Raw genomic sequence first — 16,432 nt, forward strand, 5'->3', positions numbered from 1 at the left:
GCCGGCCGGCGACGCCCTGGAGGCAGTGGCAGCAGTGGACATCCAGGGGCCACCTCTCCAGCCGACCGATCCGGATACCGCAACTGCGTCATGTCGCCGGAGTCAATCGCACTCAATCAGACACCCCATTGGGATCAGCGTTGCGCATTGTGGCTGCGGAAGTATTGCGTGGCTGATCCACCGATCGCCGCAAGTTGATCCCGGTGACAGTGATTTCGGGCTGGCGGAGAGCAGTCGCCCCGTGACTACACCCCCGAGCAGGTTTCCGAGAACGCGCGAGGAGTAAGAACATTCTCATGGCAAACATCCCCGCAGCAGAGTACGCTCCCCACATGGAAACCGATCAGCTGTTCCTCGCGACAGACGCCGCACTTCGAAGCGTCATAGACCGCATCACTCCAGAGGATTTCGACAAGCCGGTTCCCGCCGCGTGGTCGCAGACCCCCAACCCCACCATCCGCGACATCCTGAGCGCGCACGCCTACGACGAGGCCTGGGTTCCCAGAGTGCTTTCCGGTGCTTCGGCTGCCGACGGTGACGAGCTGCGCGACCGCGATCTGCTTGGTGACGATCCGATTGCTGCCTATGACACGCTCAACGACGCCGCGACAGTGGCCGTTCGAGCGGGCGTCGATCCGGAGGCCATTTTCCGTTTTCAGTATGGCGACTATCCGGCAAAGGAAGGCTTCGCACATCTGGCAATGTATCGCGGTTTTCAAGCGTGGCTCATCGCCAAGCACCTTTCAATTCCGTTCCACTTGTCCCCGGAGATCATTGCCGGGATGAACGAACACGTCGTGCCCAACGCAGAGGAATGGCGTGGGTTCGGGGTGTTCCCGCCCGCAATTGATCCACCGGCCGATGCCGACGATGAGACGCGGCTGCTCTGCACAGTCGGGTTCTGGATCGCCTGAACCCGGTCGCGACGCAGGTCGGCTTCACCTTGCCTCTATCAATTCCTCTGAATCGACGTTGCGTATTCGAGGGCAACTGACGTACCTGGGTGCCCGCAGAGCGATCCCTTTGCGCATCGGGTGAGGATCCCGTTCCGGACGTCCGCACTGAAAACCCTTTTGACGAGGCCAGCCCAACTACCACCTCGGGGCAACTCCTAATCAAATAGAAAGGTGACAGCGCGCTGCAAGAGTATGCGCGGTAGTGGCGTCGGAACATTCACTTCCGTGGCGGACTGTGCCCGTAACCCCGCCGGCGCAAGCCACACGGGTCACGCCCAAACGAAGCGTCGTGGATTCCGGCGAGATCTCTGATGAGTTGATGAGTTCCCACGTTCCGTCGCCTCCCTCTTCTGCGACAGGTACGCCAAGTCCGAGGTCCTGGGGGATGAGCAAGGTGCAGCCGCTCAGTACCATCGCCGCACAGTGGGATCAGTGCGTCGCATCGCGATGAAGTTGAAGCTGAAGCCCGTCCAGGATGAGCTCGAGGCCATTCCGAAATTCATTCTCAAATGCGTACACTCCCTCTCCAAGCAACTCGGCGAGCGAGCGCGCGAGGTAGGGGTAGTCCTCTGCAGACGGCGCAACTTCAGATGCGAAGGCGGCCTCGGCGCCTTCTCCCGGGGCAAACGGCAACCCAGATTCCGTCAGTGCGAAGCCGTACACGAATGCGTCGATTGTCGAGAATGCGTGGGTCGCGAGCGCTGCAGAGAAACCCTGGGTCAAGAGGCAGCCCAGAACGCGATCGTGATGGCTGAGGAGAGCTGGACCTGGCGTGGGCCGAGACTCGAGCATCCCAAGCGCCCAGGGGTGTTCTCGGAACACGTGCCTAGCCGACTCGGCGCGCAGAATCATCGCTTCGCGCCAAGGATCACTCACTTGGGGCAGTTCGATCTGAACGAACGCCCATTCAGCCAACTCGTCGAGCAACGTCTCCTTGTTGGAGACATGGTGGTACAGCGACATCGCTTCAACGCCGAGCTGCGCACCTACGCTTCGCATGCTGACACCGGTGAGACCCCGTCGATCTGCGACGGCAGCCGCTGCCGCCACTATTCGCTGTCGACTCAGCTTTCGTTTTACCGCCATCAACCTATCCTTGCGCCCCTTACATCCGTAAGGTTACACTTTGAGAAATCCCTCGCTGCCGCAAACCCGAAAGGTCTTTTCCCATGACCAACGCCTCGCTCCCCCTGGCTCCTCTGGATGCTCGTATTCGCCTTGCCGCATTGTGGACAGCAACCATGCTCATCGTGGCCTTCGTCGACATCTTCGGGTTCTACCGGCACGACATCAGGGAGCAGATCGAAGCAGGCCGGGTACTGGACTTCGAGATCGATCAAGTCTTCATGCTCGCCATTGTGGCGTACGTGATCGTTCCGACCCTGATGATCGTGCTCTGCACTCTGCTGCCGTATCAGGCGAATCGCATCACGAACCTTGTCGTCGCGCTCATCTTCGCGGTGACAATTGTGGGTGCCGCGATAGGTGAGTGGGGATACTACTTGTTTGCGAGCGCTGTCGAACTCGGCCTCCTCGCCGCGATCGTGACACTCGCTCTGAGATGGACCGTGCCAGCGACGCAAGCGTCACCAGCCTCGCTCGCGCCCGCCTCGGTCTAACGCCAGAGCGGCAACAGAATTTCAGCGTGCGATCGGGGCTCTGAGCCGGGCCAGCAGTGCGTCGCGTTCCCGGGCGAAGCGTTCTTCTCGTTCGCGCTCTCGCTTGAGACGGTGCGCCTTCGGCCAGGTGAAGAGTTCGACGAAGATCACACCAATCATGGTGCCTGCACCGTTCGCGATCACGTCGCGCACGTCGGCGACCCGGGTCGGCAACCAGAAGTGCTGTGCCAATTCGATCCCCACCGAGACAAGCACCCCGAAAACGATGGCAAGCCACCACTGTCGGCGGCCGAAGAGCAACACGAAAAAGACCCCGACCGGCACGAACATGGCGATGTTGGCGACGAACTCGATCAGGTTGAACGTGATCCACTCGGTCGACGCGTGACGGCTGAACAACTCGAGAACCCGGGCGAGAATCCCCGCGGTGCGATCGTCGTAGGGCGCCGGGCCCAGCGTGATCCAGCCGACAAAGCCCAGGTAGCCGAGCGTGACCAGGCTGAGGATCGGGTGGCGCAGAAACATTGCTCCAGTGTCTCACCCTTGCCCGTGCAGACGGCGTGAGTTTGCACAGAGTGCTTTCCGCACGAAATGGAGCAGGAACAGAATGGAGTGAGCACCCATTCGATTCAGACTGAAGGAGCCAGACATGCTGGGAACAATGATCTACGGCGAGCGCGACATCCGCGTCGAGGAGCGCCCGCGTCCACGGGTTCTCACGGGCACCGATGCCGTGGTGAGAGTGACGGCGGCCTGCGTGTGCGGGTCAGATCTCTGGGGATACCGTGGCCTGATGCCACTCACCGGCGGGCCGCGCCCGATCGGCCACGAGTTCGTGGGGATAGTGGATGAGATCGGTGATGCGGTGTCGACCCTCTCGGTCGGCGACTTTGTGATCTCGCCGTTCACCACGAGTGACGGAACCTGCCCGGCCTGCCTGAACAACATTCACTCCGCCTGCGTCAACGGATCGAACTACGGCGCCAAAGACCGCAACGGCGAGCCGCTGGCTGGCGCCCAGGGTGAATACGTGCGTGTGCCCTTCGCCGACGGCACCCTGGTGCGCGTGCCCGGCGACGTAGATGAGGCACTCGTTCCGAGCCTGCTCGCGCTGTCAGATGTGATGAGTACCGGGCATCACGCCGCCGAATCCGCCGGGGTCGAGGAGGGCTCCACAGTAGTGGTGGTCGGTGACGGCGCGGTTGGCCTGTGCGCGGTGCTCGCCGCGCATCGCCTGGGTGCCGAACGGATCATCGCGATGAGTCGCCACGAGAGCCGGCAGAAGCTCGCACGGGATTTCGGTGCGACCGACATCGTCGCCGAGCGCGGTGACGAGGGCATCGCGAAGGTGCATGAGTTGCTCGACGGGCAGGGGGCCGACTGCGTGCTGGAAGCGGTCGGCATGAAGGATTCGATGCACCAGGCGTTGCACTCCGCAAGGCCCGGTGGCTCGGTGGGTTATGTGGGTGCTCCCGTCGGCGGACCGGAGTTACCGATCGGCTACCTGTTCTCCAACAACATCCATGTCGGAGGCGGCGTCGCCCCGGCCCGCGCCTACATTCCCGAGCTTCTCGACGACGTGCTCGCGGGCACGATCAACCCGGGGCTCGTCTTCGACCTGACCCTCCCGCTCGCAGAGGCGCCAGCCGCCTACGCGGCGATGGATGAGCGACGCGCCATCAAGGTGCTGCTCAAGCCGTAGACCGGTCAGCACTCGCCGATCATCTCGTCTGGTCCGCGTCGTCGGTTCACACGGGGCCCTGTCGTGCCCTTTTATGCCGACCGTCACGGCTTCGGGCGTAGCCTCGAACTATGAAATACAAACATCTTGGAAACAGTGGTCTCAAAGTTTCAGAACTCATCTACGGCAATTGGCTCACCCACGGCTCCCAGGTCGAGAACGAGGTGGCGACCCGCTGTGTGCAGGCGGCATTGGATGTCGGGGTCACCACCTTCGACACCGCCGACGTGTATGCGAATACGGCTGCGGAAGTCGTGTTGGGCGACGCCCTTGCCGGGCAGCGGCGCGAATCGCTGGAGATCTTGACGAAGGTGTTCTGGCCAACCGGTCCCAAGGGGCACAATGACGTTGGCCTGTCACGCAAGCACATCCTGGAATCGATCGATGGTTCACTCACGCGGCTGAAGACCGACTATGTCGACGTGTATCAGGCGCACCGGTATGACGTGGACACTCCCTTGGAAGAGACCATGCAGGCGTTCGCCGACGTCGTCAGGGCGGGCAAGGCGCTCTACATCGGCGTCAGCGAGTGGAATGCGGACCAGTTGCGTGCCGGTCATGAACTGGCGACCGAACTGCGAGTGCAACTTGTTTCGAACCAGCCCCAGTACTCCATGCTGTGGCGGGTGATCGAAGCGGAGGTCATTCCGACGTCAATCGAACTGGGAATGTCGCAGATCGTCTGGTCGCCGGTCGCGCAGGGCATCCTGACCGGCAAATACAAGCCGGGCGAACCGCTCCCGACCGGCAGCCGTGCCACAGACGACAAGGGAGGGGCAAATGTTCTTCACGACCGGTTGACTGATGAGCTGTTGACCGGCGTGCAGAAACTGCAGCCGATCGCGGATGACCTTGGGATCACCATGGCCCAGCTCGCGTTGGCCTGGGTGTTGCGCAACCCCAATGTGTCGGCGGCCATCATCGGGGCGTCCCGGCCGGAGCAGGTGGAGTCGAATGCACTGGCTTCGGGAGTGGAACTGGACGACAGTGTGCTGGCGCGCATCGATGACGCGCTCGGCTCGCTTCCCGAACGGGACCCAGCAAAAACGGTGTCTCCGCCTTCGCGCGCGTAGCGGGCCATCGAGGTGCTGCTCGAGCCGTAGAAGGTTGGTACGAGCGTTCAGTCTTCGCTGCTGGTGCGGTCTGCGACGAACTCGACTAATGCCGGGTCGGCGGAGATCAACCTGTCCATCTCTTCATCCCCGGTGCAGGTGATCAGCGCTATCCGAAGCTCCGTGCCGCTGCGGGAGACCACCCTCCAGGTGGCACCGGAGTCTTCCCAGCGTCGCAGCACGTCAACCGGGGATGTAGGGGTCGCGTCGTGGCCTTCAGGCATGCCCTCCAGCTTCCTCTGCCGTAGTGCTGTCGGCAACTCCGGAAGCGGCCGAGCCATTCGTGGTGTCCTCTGCTTCTGCGGGGGCGTCGGCCATCAGCTCGGCGATCATGTCGACAACGGTGGAGTCTGCCAATGTGGTGACGTCGCCCAACTCCCGATGCTCTGCGACATCCCGCAGAAGTCGGCGCATGATCTTGCCCGAACGCGTCTTCGGCAGTTCCGGAGTCAACAAGATCTGGCGGGGCCGGGCAAGCTTGCCGATGCGCTCGGCCACCGTGTCTCGCAGTTCAGCGACGAGCCGCACCCCCGCCTCGCCTTCGGTGTCAACCGATGCCTTGATCGTGACGAATGCCACAATGGCCGTACCTGTGATCGGGTCGCTCGCGCCGACGACGGCGGCCTCAGCCACCTTGAGGTCGGAGACGATCGCGTGCTCCACCTCGGTCGTGGAGATACGGTGCCCGGAGATGTTCATCACATCGTCGAGCCGGCCGAGCACCCAGAAGTCGCCGTCATCATCTTTCTTGGCGCCGTCACCGCTGAGATACACGCCGGGGAACTTCGACCAATAGGTTCTCTGGTACCGCTCGTCGTCACCCCAGACGGTGCGCAGCATGCCCGGCCACGGCTCGGTGACCACCAGAAACCCGCCTTCGCCACGCCCGACCGGCTTGCCGTCATTGCCGAAGACCTCGGCGCTGATTCCGGGGAATGGTTTCATCGCAGCACCCGGCTTCGTCGCGGTGATCCCCGGCAGCGGAGTGATCAGGATGCCGCCGTTCTCGGTTTGCCACCAGGTGTCGACCACCGCCGCGGTGTTGCCGCCGATGTTCGAGTGATACCAGATCCACGCCTCCGGGTTGATCGGTTCTCCGACCGAGCCGATGATGCGCAGGCTCGACAGGTCGTGCATCTTCGGATACTCCTCGCCCCACTTCATGAAGGTGCGGATCGTCGTCGGTGCCGTGTACAGGATTGTCACACCATAATGTTCGATGATCTTCCACCACCGGTCCTTGCCGCCGGCATCCGGTGCGCCCTCATACATGACCGAGGTCACGCCATTCGCGAGAGGCCCATAGACGATATAACTGTGCCCGGTGACCCAGCCGATGTCGGCGGCAGTCCAGAACACGTCGGTTTCGGGCTTCATGTCGAAGATCAGCCGCGAGGTCGACGACACGTGGGTGAGATAGCCGCCGGTGGTGTGCAAAACCCCTTTTGGCGTGCCGGTGGTGCCTGAGGTGTACATGATGTAGAGCGGGTGCTCGGAGTCGAACATCTCGGGCGTGTGATCGGTGCTCGCTTTTTCCACCGTGTCGTGCCACCAGACGTCGCGGCCGGTTCTCCAGTCCACTTCCTGCCCGGTGCGCTTGACCACCAATACGTGCCGCACATCGGGGCAGCTGTCCATGGCGACGTCGACGGCGGGCTTCAACTCATTGATGACTCCTTTGCGCCAGCTTCCATCGGCGGTGATGACCACCTGCGCTCCACAGTCGATGATGCGGGTACTCAACGCTTCTGATGAATAACCGGCAAACACCACCATGTGTGGCGCACCGAGCCGGGCACAGGCGAGCATGGCGACCACGGTTTCAGGGATCATCGGCATGTAGATGGCGACCCGATCGCCTTTCTTGACCCCGAGATCGGTGAGGGCGTTCGCCGCCTGGCAGACTTGATCCTTCAACTGGGCGTAGGTGGTCGCGCGGGTGTCCCCTTCCGGTTCACCGACCCAGTGGAAGGCGACCCGGCCGCCGTTTCCTGCGTCCACATGCCGGTCGACGCAGTTCACCGAAGCGTTCAGGGTTCCGCCGACAAACCATTTGGAGTGCGGCGCCTCCCACTCCAGTACTTCGTCCCAGTGCCGATCCCAGGTGAGGAACTCGGCCTGTTCTGACCAAAAACCGAGTCGGTCGGCGGCGGCTCGCTCGTAGATCTCTGGCTGTGCATTGGCATTCGCGGCGAGGTCGGCGGGTGGGTCGAACTGGCGGTTCTCATGCAGCAGGACTGATAGTTCGGGGCTGATGGTCATGGTCTCTTTCCTTTGGTGTCTTGGTGGTTTTCGTCTCGCGGCGGTTCGGGGGTTCGGCAGTTCCAGCACACCGGCCGGATCGGCGCGATCCGTGCATCGGCTATTTGCTCAGCGGTCCGAGAGCCAGCACGGTGCGCTTGAAGGTCGAGTTGATCACGATCGCAAACGAGGTGTACCAGGCGATCAACGCGGTGACAATGCCGAGCCAGCCCCCGATCATGTTGAACGCCGAGTTGTCGGCAAATGCGCCGATGGTCAACGCGACGAAGGTGAGAAACAGGAAGACGAACACCCCCAACACGGCAATACTCTCGCGGAATGCGGCAACCATCATGTAGCCGGTGAAGATCGTCCAGGCCAATAGGAACAAGCCCGTTGCCGGTCCGGCCTCGTGGATCGCCGCCAACCCTCCGGCGACGAACGACACGTAGTAGAAGTACGACAGCCAGAAAGCTCCGAAGGAGCTGAACGCGAGTGCGCCGAAGGTGTTGCCCTTGCGAAACTCCCACATGCCGGCGAGCAGTTGCGCCAACCCGCCATAGAACAGTGCCAGGGCAAGAACGATCGGGCCGGCAGTCTTGTCGACGAGTCCTGCGTTGGTGACGCTCAGAACGAAGGTGGTCATGGCGAAGGCGCCGAGTCCGAGTGCGGCCGGGTTGGCGATGGCTGAGCCAGCATCGCGTGGAGGCGCCAGCGTGTTGGACGTTTGCATTGGTTGCTCGGCGCGATGCGCAGAATTGGTTGCGGACATGATCTGGGCCCTCCAGGGCCGTGAGTCGGGCAACCAGTGGCAGGCCTACCGCCGATGACGTGGCACCCCTACCGCCGTCGGCACGATCTGCGCTGTCCCGACAACTCTCAAGCTACGCCCAGCTCTGCGGCACGCCAAGACCGACCGAGCCCGCTGCAGACGTTAGGCCTGTTCTTCGGGAATAAGAATCCACAGAAAGATATAGGCGACGATCTGGGGGCCGGGCAACAGGAGGCTGAGCAGGGTGAGCAACCGTACGGTAGACGGATACCAGCCGAATCGCTGAGCGACGCCCGCGCACACACCAGCGATCATCCGCCCCTGTTTCGGTCTGCTGAGTACCATGCCTACAGCATCGCCGTACGGCCCTCGATGCGCAATGGGTAGCCGCGGATTTCCCTGATATCGATGGTTGCGATGTCGTGGAGGGTGCCGAGGCGATCACCTTCTCCAGAACCCGATGCGCACGTCCTCAGACGCTCACACTGGCGACATGCGAACCCCCTGTCGACTCCGTGCGTGGCGTGCGACACCCCGAAGGGCGCTTCGCTGTGACGGTGGGTGGCAACTGTTTCGACGCGACAGCGATCAGCTGCTCGGGCTCGGACGCTGACCGAGCCATCCCAGAACAGCGAACCAGGCCGCGGTGCGTGAACAACGGAGTACCGGGAATACCTCCGGCACGCACTGTCGTCACTGTGCGGCAGCGAGTCCTGGATCGAGAATGCGTCGCACCACGATTCGCTCGATCAGGGTCCAGGATGTTGAGACGGTGAGGTACAGGGCGGCCGCCAGCGGAACGATCGCAGCAACACCGACGGTGATGAACGGCAACCAACTCAACATGCCTGTGGGACTCGGAACACCAGCCGCCGGCACGGCGGGGCCTGCGGTTCGTGGTGGCACGCTGGCGCCTGCGGTTCGGGCCTCCGCGACGGCCATTCTTCGAGACAGCCAGGTCACCCCGCCGATCACGCCCAGCAGCGCTAGGAACATCAGCCCTCCTGGCCAGGCGCCGCCGCTGCCGAGCAGCGCAAGAAGCGATGTGCCGAGGTTCACCCCGGCCAATTGTTGCACCAGGAGAAGATTCGAGTGCCCGTTGATCATCGCGAGCGAGAACAGCCCGTAGACGGTGGAAACAACGGGCAACTGAACGAGGGTCGGCAGGCATCCCGCGACCGGCGATGCCTTCTCGCGGGCATATAACTCCCTCGTCTTGCGTTGCAGCAGCTCACGATTCTTACCGTATTTCCGTGTGAGTTCTGCGAGTTGGGGAGTAAGGCGGCGACGCGTCAGTTCTGCTCGCACACGGGAGACACCGACGGGAATGAGTGCCGCACGAACCAGCAGGGTGACGAGCACCACGATCAACGCGGCGGCGGCGTCGCCGAACAGCGGGTTCAACAATGAGGCTAGAGCGGTGACAACTGAATAAGCGCCATCAAGAGCGGCGGCGATGGGCGGAAGAGAGTAGAGGTTCACGAAAGGTATCCCTTGCAGTTGGAGCGGATGAGGTGACGTGTGGGTCACGCGGCATCCGCCGACGGCGAAAGGAGCCTACGCGACCGGGAGTGACTGCGAGGGTGCTCGGGTGCGGGGGCGCCCGGCCGAGTCGGGATGCAGCGGGGCGGGTTCGGCTCTCGGCGCTTGCCGGTGTTGGCGCGCCGGCTGGCCGGTCGTGGTCACTGTCGCATCGTTGAGTGTCACGCTGTGCACAGCGGCGAGGGCCAACCCGATCGCGCAGGCCGCGACCCCCGCGAGAACCACTGTCGACGGATCCGGTTGAACGATGACAAACACGGTGAAGAGCACCGCCATCACGGTGGCCACGCGTTTATCGAGCCAGCGCATCGGATCCCTTCCTCGTGGCACCCAGACTACCCGGCATCATCCGGCGGCGAGCGCAGAAGTCATTGGATTGAACGTCAGCCGTCCGCCCCAGGATGCCCGCACGCGACTCCCACTCGACCTCACGAGCATCACTCGATGAAGACTGTGCCGTGCGCGCCCCGTTGAAATCACTCCGCGGCGCGCTCCAGCACCAGCTCTCGCACGCGGGCAGCGTCGGCCTGGCCGCGCATGGCCTTCATGACCGCGCCGATCACAGCGCCTGCGGCCTGCACCTTGCCATCGCGGATCTTGGCCAGCACGTCGGGCTGCGACGCGAGCGCATCGTCGATGGCCGCGATCAGGGCGCCGTCATCGGAGACGACAGCGAGGCCGCGAGCCTCAACCACCTGGGCCGGGTTGCCCTCCCCCGCGATGACCCCTTCGAGCACCTGGCGACCCAGCCGGTCGGTGAGGGTGCCGGAGTCGATCAGGGCGACCAGTTCTGCCACCTGACCGGGCGAGACCAACGTCTCGGGTGAGACACCGTCGACATTGGCCAACCGGGCAATCTCGCCTGTCCACCACTTTCGAGCCGACTGTGCGGATGCGCCGGCGGCGACGGTGGCCTCCACCTGGTCGAGCAGCTCGGAGTTCACCACGTCCTGGAACTCGAGAGCAGAGAACTCCCACTCCGCCTGCAAACGCTTGCGGCGCTCCGCGGGGGGTTCGGGCAGCGTGGCCCGCAGTTCTTCCACCCATTCCCGGGAAGGCGCGACCGGAACCAGGTCAGGCTCCGGAAAGTATCGATAGTCGTCGGCGTCTGACTTGGGGCGGCCGGGCGATGTGGTGCCCGTGTCCTCATGCCAGTGCCTGGTCTCCTGCACGATCGTGCCACCCGCTGACAGAACCTGTGCCTGCCGCTGGATCTCGTACCGGATCGCCCGTTCGACCGAGCGCAACGAGTTCACGTTCTTGGTCTCGGTGCGGGTGCCGAGCGTGTCGGAACCGCGCGGGCGCAACGACACGTTCGCGTCGCAACGCACGTTGCCCTCCTCCATGCGGGCGTTGGAGACGCCGAGCGCCTTCACAATCTCGCGCACAGCGGCAACGTAGGTTCGGCCGATCTCGGGGGCATCCGCTTCGGCGCCCTCGATCATGTGGGTGACGATCTCGACCAGCGGCACACCACCGCGGTTGTAGTCGACCAGCGAATAGTCGGCGCCCTGGATGCGGCCGGATGCTCCGCCCTTGTGGGTGAGCTTGCCGGCGTCTTCCTCCATGTGGGCGCGCTCGATCGCCACGGTGACCTGCCGTCCGCTCTCGAGCTCGATCGTGAGGGAACCCTCGTACGCGATCGGTTCGTCGTACTGCGAGGTCTGAAAGTTCTTCGCTGTGTCGGGGTAGAAGTAGTTCTTGCGAGCGAACCGGCAGGTCTCGGCGATCTCGCAGCCGAGGGCGAGTCCGAGCCGGATGCTCGACTCGATGGCCTTGCCGTTCACCTGTGGCAGCCCACCGGGAAGCCCCAGGCAGGTCGGGCAGGTGTTCGTGTTGGCGCCCTGGCCGAATTCGTTCGCGCAGCCGCAGAACATCTTCGTGGCCGTATTCAGTTCGACGTGCACCTCGAAGCCGAGCACCGGTTCGAACAGTTCGAGGGCCTTGTCGTAGTCCATCAGGTTTGCCTTGGCCATCAGTTGTTCCCTTCGGCAGAGCGTGTATTCCCGGTGCGTAGTTCGGGCGCCTGGCTGATCAGCGTGTGGCCCCAGCTGGCTTCGAGCAGCTGCTCGATGGCAGCGCCCAGAGTGTAGAGGCGGGCATCCTGCATCGCGGGCGCCATCAGCTGCAGCCCGGTGGGAAGGCCGTCTTCGGGGGCGAGCCCCATCGGCAGGCCTAGGCCGGGCACGCCGGCCAGGTTTGCCGGGATGGTCGTGATGTCGTTGATGTACATGGCGAGCAGGTCGTCGATCTTCTCGCCGATCTTGAATGCGGTGGTCGGCGCGCTCGGGCTGACCAGGACATCCACCTTCTCGAACGCCGCCTGGAAATCGCGTTGGATCAGCGTGCGCACTTTCTGCGCACTGCCGTAGTAGGCGTCATAGTAGCCGGCGCTCAGGGCGTAGGTGCCGAGGATGATGCGGCGCTTGACCTCGGGGCCGAAGCCGGCACCGCGGGTGGCCGACATCACGCGTTCGCTGGTGATCGGCCCGTCTGCGGGGTTCTCCCGCAGCCCGAAACGCACCGAATCGAATCGGGCGAGGTTGCTCGAGGCCTCGGCCGGGTGAATCAGGTAGTAGGCGGCGATGGAGTACTCGAAGTTGGGGCAGCTGACCCCGATGACCTCGGCGCCGGCAGCAGAAAGCAGCGCGAGAGTTTCGTCGAAACGCTGTTTGACGCCCGCTTGGAAGCCGTCGGCGTTGCCGGCGAGTTCTTGGATGACTCCGACCCGCACACCCTTCAGCGCGCCGTCGGCAAGCCCAGCCGTTGCGGCGGCCGCCATCGACGGCCAGTCGGTGGCCAGGCTGGTGGCATCCATCTGGTCGTGCCCGGCAATGACGTCGTGCAGCAGAGCGGTGTCCATCACCGTGCGGGCCACCGGGCCGACCTGGTCGAGCGAGGAGGCCATGGCGATCGCGCCGTAGCGGGATACCCCGCCGTATGTGGGTTTGAAACCGACTGAACCGGTGACGGCTGCCGGCTGGCGGATGGAGCCTCCGGTGTCGCTGCCGAGGGCGAGCGGTGCTTCGAAAGCGGCCACGGCGGCGGCGGAACCTCCACCGGAGCCACCGGGGATGCGCTCCAGGTCCCACGGGTTGTGAGTTGGTCCGTAGGCGGAGTGTTCCGTGGATGAGCCCATCGCGAACTCGTCCATGTTGGTCTTGCCGAGCGGCACCAGATCGGATTCGCGCAGTTTGCGCACGACGGTCGCGTCGTACGGCGGCATCCAACCCTCGAGAATTTTAGACCCGGCGGTGGTGGGCATGTCGGCGGTGACCAACACATCTTTGATCGCGACCGGCACGCCGGCCAACGGGCCAAGCCGGTCGCCGGCTGCACGCCTGCGGTCGACGTCGGCAGCCGTGGCGAGGGCGGTCTCGGCGGCCACGTGCAGGAAGGCGTGCACGTCGCCGTCAACGGCCGCGATGCGCTCCAGGTGAACGCGGGTCGCCTCCACCGAGGAGACGCTGCCGTCGGCGAGCAGCCCTGAGAGTTCGGCGGCAGAGATTCGGGTCAGGTCGGTCATGGTCTAGTCCTCATCCAGGATCGCGGGCACGCGGAACTTGTCGCCGTCTCGGGCGGGAGCGCCGGCGAGGGCCTGCTCCACCGTGAGCGACGGCACGGGCACATCGTCGCGGAACACGTTGGTCAGCGGCATGGGGTGGCTGGTGGCCGGAACATCAGGGGTGGCCACTGAGCTGACCAGGGCGACCGCGTCGACGATCTGCTGCAGCTCGGGAGTGAGGCTCGCGATCTCGTCATCGGTGAGATCGATCCGGGCGAGACTCGCCAGGTGTGCGACCTGCGCGGCGGTGATCACGCCGGGTTCAGGGGATTCCCCGGGCTCGGTTGATTCAACAGGCTGTGTGGACATGCGTCTCCGTCTGAGTCGTGCGGGGAAAATTGTTTGCGCATCCCGCCCTTGGGGAACGAGGGCCCCACACCTCTGCCCCTGACGAGCTGAGGAACGAGCGTCTCGAACGGTGCGCCGACAAAACAGTTTACTAGCTGATTCATTCAAGCGGATCTCTGGTGCAGTATGCATCGAGCGATCGTCGTCCGACCGAAATCTACCCGCACGCTCCGATCACTCGACCTCGTCGCTCTCGCTCGGCGAGGGGCCAAGGGCGGATGGGCCCTGCTCGACCAGAAGCGTGAACTGCGCGGCGTCGATGATGCGGATGCCCAATTCTTCGGCCCGGGTCAGTTTCGAGCCGGCACCGGGGCCGGCGGCCACGAAATCGGTCTTCTTCGACACGCTCGACGCCGCCTTGCCACCCGCCTGAATGATGGCTTCTTGGGCGCCATCTCGCGTGTAGCCGTCGAGCGACCCGGTGGCGACCACGGTGAGGCCCGCGAGAACCCCGCCCGCGGCACCTGCAGCTCCGGGGCCTGGATGTCCGGGCGTGGTGAACTGCACGCCCGCTGCGGCCCACTGCTCGATGATGTCGACGTGCCAGTCCACTTGGAACCAGTCGAGCACCGAGTCGGCAATGATCTCCCCCACACCGTCGACGGTGGCCAGATCTTCGCGGGAAGCAGCCCGGATGGCGTCCAATGAGCCATAATGGTCCGCGAGTGCACGGGCCGCGACCGGGCCAACGTGCCGGATGTTGAGTGACACCAGAATGCGCCACAGCGGCTTGGTCTTGGCTTTCTCCAACTCCTCGAGCAGGGTCACGGCCGATGCCGACGAATGGATCACTCTGTGATTCTTCGTGAAGCCCGCTTTGCGCCGTTCGGCCGCGTCCATACCCGCGGCTTCAGGAGGGTACTCCAGGGTCACCCTCTGAAACGGTGCCCGTCGGCGCTCGGTGCCGTCGTCTTCGAGCTTCGGAAGCCCGGTCTCGGCATCACGCACCACCGCCTCGATCGGAATCAGTTGGTCCATCGTCAGCGAGAACAGTCCGGCCTCAGTCGCCAAAGGTGGCTCAGCAGGCACAAGCGGCTGGGTGAGCGCCGCAGCAGCCACTTCGCCGAGCACCTCGATGTCGAGCGCTCCGCGACTGCCGATATGCTCCACCCGGCCGCGCACCTGGGCCGGGCAACTGCGCGCGTTCGGGCAACGCAGGTCGATGTCGCCCTCTTTGGCCGGAGCGAGCCTGGTGCCGCATTCCGGGCAGTGGGTGGGCATCACGAACTCGCGCTCGGTGCCGTCGCGCAGTTCGACGACCGGGCCGAGAATCTCGGGAATCACGTCTCCCGCTTTTCGCAGAACGACAGTATCGCCGATCAGCACGCCTTTGGCCTTGACCACGTCTTGATTGTGCAGTGTCGCCTGACGTACTTCGCTGCCGGCCACGCGCACCTTCTCCATCACACCGAACGGGGTGGCCCTCCCCGTGCGCCCAACGCTCACCACGATGTCGAGCAGTTTTGTGTTGACCTGTTCGGGCGGATATTTGTAGGCGATCGCCCAGCGTGGCGCCCGGCTGGTCGCCCCGAGTTCGGCGTGCAGTGCCAACTCGTCGACCTTCACGACGATGCCATCGATCTCGTGCTCCACGCTGCTGCGGTTCTCGCCGTAATAGGCGATGTAGTCAGAGACGTGTTCTGCCGAATGCACCACCTTGTAATGACTGGATGTCGGCAGACCCCATCCGGCCAACAGGTCGTACACCTCGGACTGAGCGGCCACCGGCGGCGACGGCCATGCTCCAATCCCGTGCACGAGCATGTTCAGCCTGCCCAGCCGGGCGGTCATCATCTGCAACTGCACCGACGACTTGCCCTCCGCCTTCTGGCGCAGCGAACCGCTGGCGGCGTTGCGGGGGTTCGCGAAGATCCGCTCGCCGTTCTCGGCCTGCTCGGCGTTCAACTCGCGAAATGCGGCGACCGGAAAGAACACCTCACCGCGCACTTCCACGAGATCGGGATGCCCGGTGCCGGTCAACCGGGTGGGAATCTGAGGAATCAGCCGCACGTTTTCGGTCACGTCTTCACCCACCACCCCGTCGCCACGGGTTGCCGCGGTGACCAGGCGTCCGTGCTCATACCGCAGGTTGATGGCGAGCCCGTCGATCTTGAGCTCGCACAGGTAGGCGATCGCGCGGCCGGAGTCGCGTTCGGTCTTTTCGGCCCAGGCCCGAAATTCGTCGATCGAGAAGACGTTGTCGAGGCTGAGCATCCGCTCGGCGTGCGTGACGGGGTCGAACAGGGTGGTCTGGGCCCGTCCTCCAACTGTCTGGGTGGGACTGTCCTGCGACTGCAGTTCAGGGAAGAGGCGTTCCAGCTCCTCCAACCGACGCATCATGGTGTCGTACTCGGCATCGTCGACGAGCACTTCGTCGCGCTCGTAGTACGCGTCGCGCAGTTCCAGGATGCGCGCCGTCAGCTGTTCGGCCTCGGCATGCGCGGCATCCGACTCGGTCTGGGTCACAGTTTCAGCCACCCACCAAGTTTAGGCGGGTACCGCGCATCGCGGAGCTGTCGGCCCGTCTGGGGCTCGG

At 64.0% G+C, this 16,432-nt stretch carries 16 protein-coding genes; 4 read left to right on the plus strand and 12 right to left on the minus strand.

Annotated features, from left to right (window positions below; all coding sequences use genetic code 11):
- Positions 1-332 precede the first annotated feature (332 nt).
- Complete coding sequence (locus DL891_RS14955; RefSeq protein WP_111721284.1) at positions 333-914, plus strand: hypothetical protein; 582 nt, start codon at positions 333-335, stop codon at positions 912-914.
- A 471-nt stretch (positions 915-1,385) separates the two neighbouring features.
- Here the strand turns inward: DL891_RS14955 and DL891_RS14960 are convergent, their stop codons facing one another.
- The gene (locus DL891_RS14960) at positions 1,386-2,042 is read right to left on the minus strand and encodes a TetR/AcrR family transcriptional regulator (RefSeq protein ID WP_111721256.1); all 657 of its coding nucleotides are present in this window, start codon (positions 2,040-2,042) and stop codon (positions 1,386-1,388) included.
- An 83-nt stretch (positions 2,043-2,125) separates the two neighbouring features.
- On the opposite strand from DL891_RS14960, the gene DL891_RS14965 reads away from it, so the two are divergent.
- Positions 2,126-2,575: a DUF6326 family protein gene (locus tag DL891_RS14965; RefSeq protein ID WP_111721257.1), complete on the plus strand. Its 450-nt coding sequence runs from the start codon at positions 2,126-2,128 to the stop codon at positions 2,573-2,575.
- 21 nt (positions 2,576-2,596) lie between these two features.
- Here DL891_RS14965 and DL891_RS14970 read toward each other — a convergent pair whose 3' ends face one another.
- Positions 2,597-3,100: a VanZ family protein gene (locus tag DL891_RS14970; protein ID WP_111721258.1), complete on the minus strand. Its 504-nt coding sequence runs from the start codon at positions 3,098-3,100 to the stop codon at positions 2,597-2,599.
- Positions 3,101-3,224: 124 nt separating this feature from the next.
- On the opposite strand from DL891_RS14970, the gene DL891_RS14975 reads away from it, so the two are divergent.
- Both DL891_RS14975 and DL891_RS14980 read left to right on the plus strand, forming a co-directional pair.
- On the plus strand, positions 3,225-4,277 hold the full coding sequence (locus tag DL891_RS14975) for a zinc-dependent alcohol dehydrogenase family protein (RefSeq protein ID WP_111721259.1): 1,053 nt from the start codon (positions 3,225-3,227) through the stop codon (positions 4,275-4,277).
- Positions 4,278-4,387: 110 nt separating this feature from the next.
- Positions 4,388-5,389, plus strand: coding sequence for an aldo/keto reductase family protein (locus DL891_RS14980; protein WP_111721260.1), 1,002 nt, complete (start codon positions 4,388-4,390; stop codon positions 5,387-5,389).
- A 47-nt stretch (positions 5,390-5,436) separates the two neighbouring features.
- Here DL891_RS14980 and DL891_RS14985 read toward each other — a convergent pair whose 3' ends face one another.
- The 10 genes from DL891_RS14985 to ligA form a co-directional block, all read right to left on the minus strand.
- Positions 5,437-5,652, minus strand: a complete 216-nt coding sequence (locus DL891_RS14985; protein ID WP_111721261.1) for a hypothetical protein — start codon at positions 5,650-5,652, stop codon at positions 5,437-5,439.
- Positions 5,645-7,690 (minus strand): acetate--CoA ligase, encoded by a 2,046-nt coding sequence (gene acs / locus DL891_RS14990; protein WP_111721262.1) that lies wholly within the window; start codon positions 7,688-7,690, stop codon positions 5,645-5,647. The genes DL891_RS14985 and acs overlap by 8 nt, the downstream gene beginning before the upstream one ends.
- A 100-nt stretch (positions 7,691-7,790) precedes the next feature.
- Positions 7,791-8,441 (minus strand): acetate uptake transporter, encoded by a 651-nt coding sequence (locus tag DL891_RS14995; protein ID WP_232819208.1) that lies wholly within the window; start codon positions 8,439-8,441, stop codon positions 7,791-7,793.
- Positions 8,442-8,603: 162 nt separating this feature from the next.
- The gene (locus tag DL891_RS15000) at positions 8,604-8,786 is read right to left on the minus strand and encodes a PspC domain-containing protein (RefSeq protein WP_111721263.1); all 183 of its coding nucleotides are present in this window, start codon (positions 8,784-8,786) and stop codon (positions 8,604-8,606) included.
- A 348-nt stretch (positions 8,787-9,134) separates the two neighbouring features.
- Positions 9,135-9,923 carry a membrane protein insertase YidC gene (locus DL891_RS15005; RefSeq protein ID WP_111721264.1) on the minus strand — a complete coding sequence of 263 codons (789 nt, stop codon included), beginning with the start codon at positions 9,921-9,923 and terminating at the stop codon, positions 9,135-9,137.
- 75 nt (positions 9,924-9,998) lie between these two features.
- Positions 9,999-10,292, minus strand: a complete 294-nt coding sequence (locus DL891_RS15010; RefSeq protein WP_111721265.1) for a hypothetical protein — start codon at positions 10,290-10,292, stop codon at positions 9,999-10,001.
- Between the two features lie 167 nt (positions 10,293-10,459).
- Positions 10,460-11,959, minus strand: a complete 1,500-nt coding sequence (gene gatB, locus DL891_RS15015) for an Asp-tRNA(Asn)/Glu-tRNA(Gln) amidotransferase subunit GatB (RefSeq protein WP_111721266.1) — start codon at positions 11,957-11,959, stop codon at positions 10,460-10,462.
- Positions 11,959-13,509: an Asp-tRNA(Asn)/Glu-tRNA(Gln) amidotransferase subunit GatA gene (gene gatA, locus DL891_RS15020; protein WP_111721267.1), complete on the minus strand. Its 1,551-nt coding sequence runs from the start codon at positions 13,507-13,509 to the stop codon at positions 11,959-11,961. The genes gatB and gatA overlap by 1 nt, the downstream gene beginning before the upstream one ends.
- Before the next feature lie 3 nt (positions 13,510-13,512).
- On the minus strand, positions 13,513-13,857 hold the full coding sequence (gatC, locus tag DL891_RS15025) for an Asp-tRNA(Asn)/Glu-tRNA(Gln) amidotransferase subunit GatC (RefSeq protein ID WP_111721268.1): 345 nt from the start codon (positions 13,855-13,857) through the stop codon (positions 13,513-13,515).
- Positions 13,858-14,070: 213 nt separating this feature from the next.
- The gene (ligA, locus tag DL891_RS15030; protein WP_111721269.1) at positions 14,071-16,374 is read right to left on the minus strand and encodes an NAD-dependent DNA ligase LigA; all 2,304 of its coding nucleotides are present in this window, start codon (positions 16,372-16,374) and stop codon (positions 14,071-14,073) included.
- Between the last annotated feature and the right edge of the window lie 58 nt (positions 16,375-16,432).

The organism is Homoserinimonas sp. OAct 916, assembly GCF_003260275.1.
Lineage (GTDB): Bacteria > Actinomycetota > Actinomycetes > Actinomycetales > Microbacteriaceae > OACT-916.

Coding starts and splice junctions, on each gene's coding strand:
- DL891_RS15000 (WP_111721263.1), bottom strand. CDS start 8,786: ATGGTACTCAGCAGACCGAAACAGGGGCGGATGATCGCTGGTGTGTGC.
- gatA (WP_111721267.1), bottom strand. CDS start 13,509: ATGACCGACCTGACCCGAATCTCTGCCGCCGAACTCTCAGGGCTGCTC.
- acs (WP_111721262.1), bottom strand. CDS start 7,690: ATGACCATCAGCCCCGAACTATCAGTCCTGCTGCATGAGAACCGCCAG.
- DL891_RS14980 (WP_111721260.1), top strand. CDS start 4,388: ATGAAATACAAACATCTTGGAAACAGTGGTCTCAAAGTTTCAGAACTC.
- DL891_RS14960 (WP_111721256.1), bottom strand. CDS start 2,042: ATGGCGGTAAAACGAAAGCTGAGTCGACAGCGAATAGTGGCGGCAGCG.
- DL891_RS14970 (WP_111721258.1), bottom strand. CDS start 3,100: ATGTTTCTGCGCCACCCGATCCTCAGCCTGGTCACGCTCGGCTACCTG.
- gatB (WP_111721266.1), bottom strand. CDS start 11,959: ATGGCCAAGGCAAACCTGATGGACTACGACAAGGCCCTCGAACTGTTC.
- DL891_RS15010 (WP_111721265.1), bottom strand. CDS start 10,292: ATGCGCTGGCTCGATAAACGCGTGGCCACCGTGATGGCGGTGCTCTTC.
- DL891_RS14975 (WP_111721259.1), top strand. CDS start 3,225: ATGCTGGGAACAATGATCTACGGCGAGCGCGACATCCGCGTCGAGGAG.
- DL891_RS14955 (WP_111721284.1), top strand. CDS start 333: ATGGAAACCGATCAGCTGTTCCTCGCGACAGACGCCGCACTTCGAAGC.
- gatC (WP_111721268.1), bottom strand. CDS start 13,857: ATGTCCACACAGCCTGTTGAATCAACCGAGCCCGGGGAATCCCCTGAA.
- DL891_RS14995 (WP_232819208.1), bottom strand. CDS start 8,441: ATGTCCGCAACCAATTCTGCGCATCGCGCCGAGCAACCAATGCAAACG.
- DL891_RS14985 (WP_111721261.1), bottom strand. CDS start 5,652: ATGCCTGAAGGCCACGACGCGACCCCTACATCCCCGGTTGACGTGCTG.
- DL891_RS14965 (WP_111721257.1), top strand. CDS start 2,126: ATGACCAACGCCTCGCTCCCCCTGGCTCCTCTGGATGCTCGTATTCGC.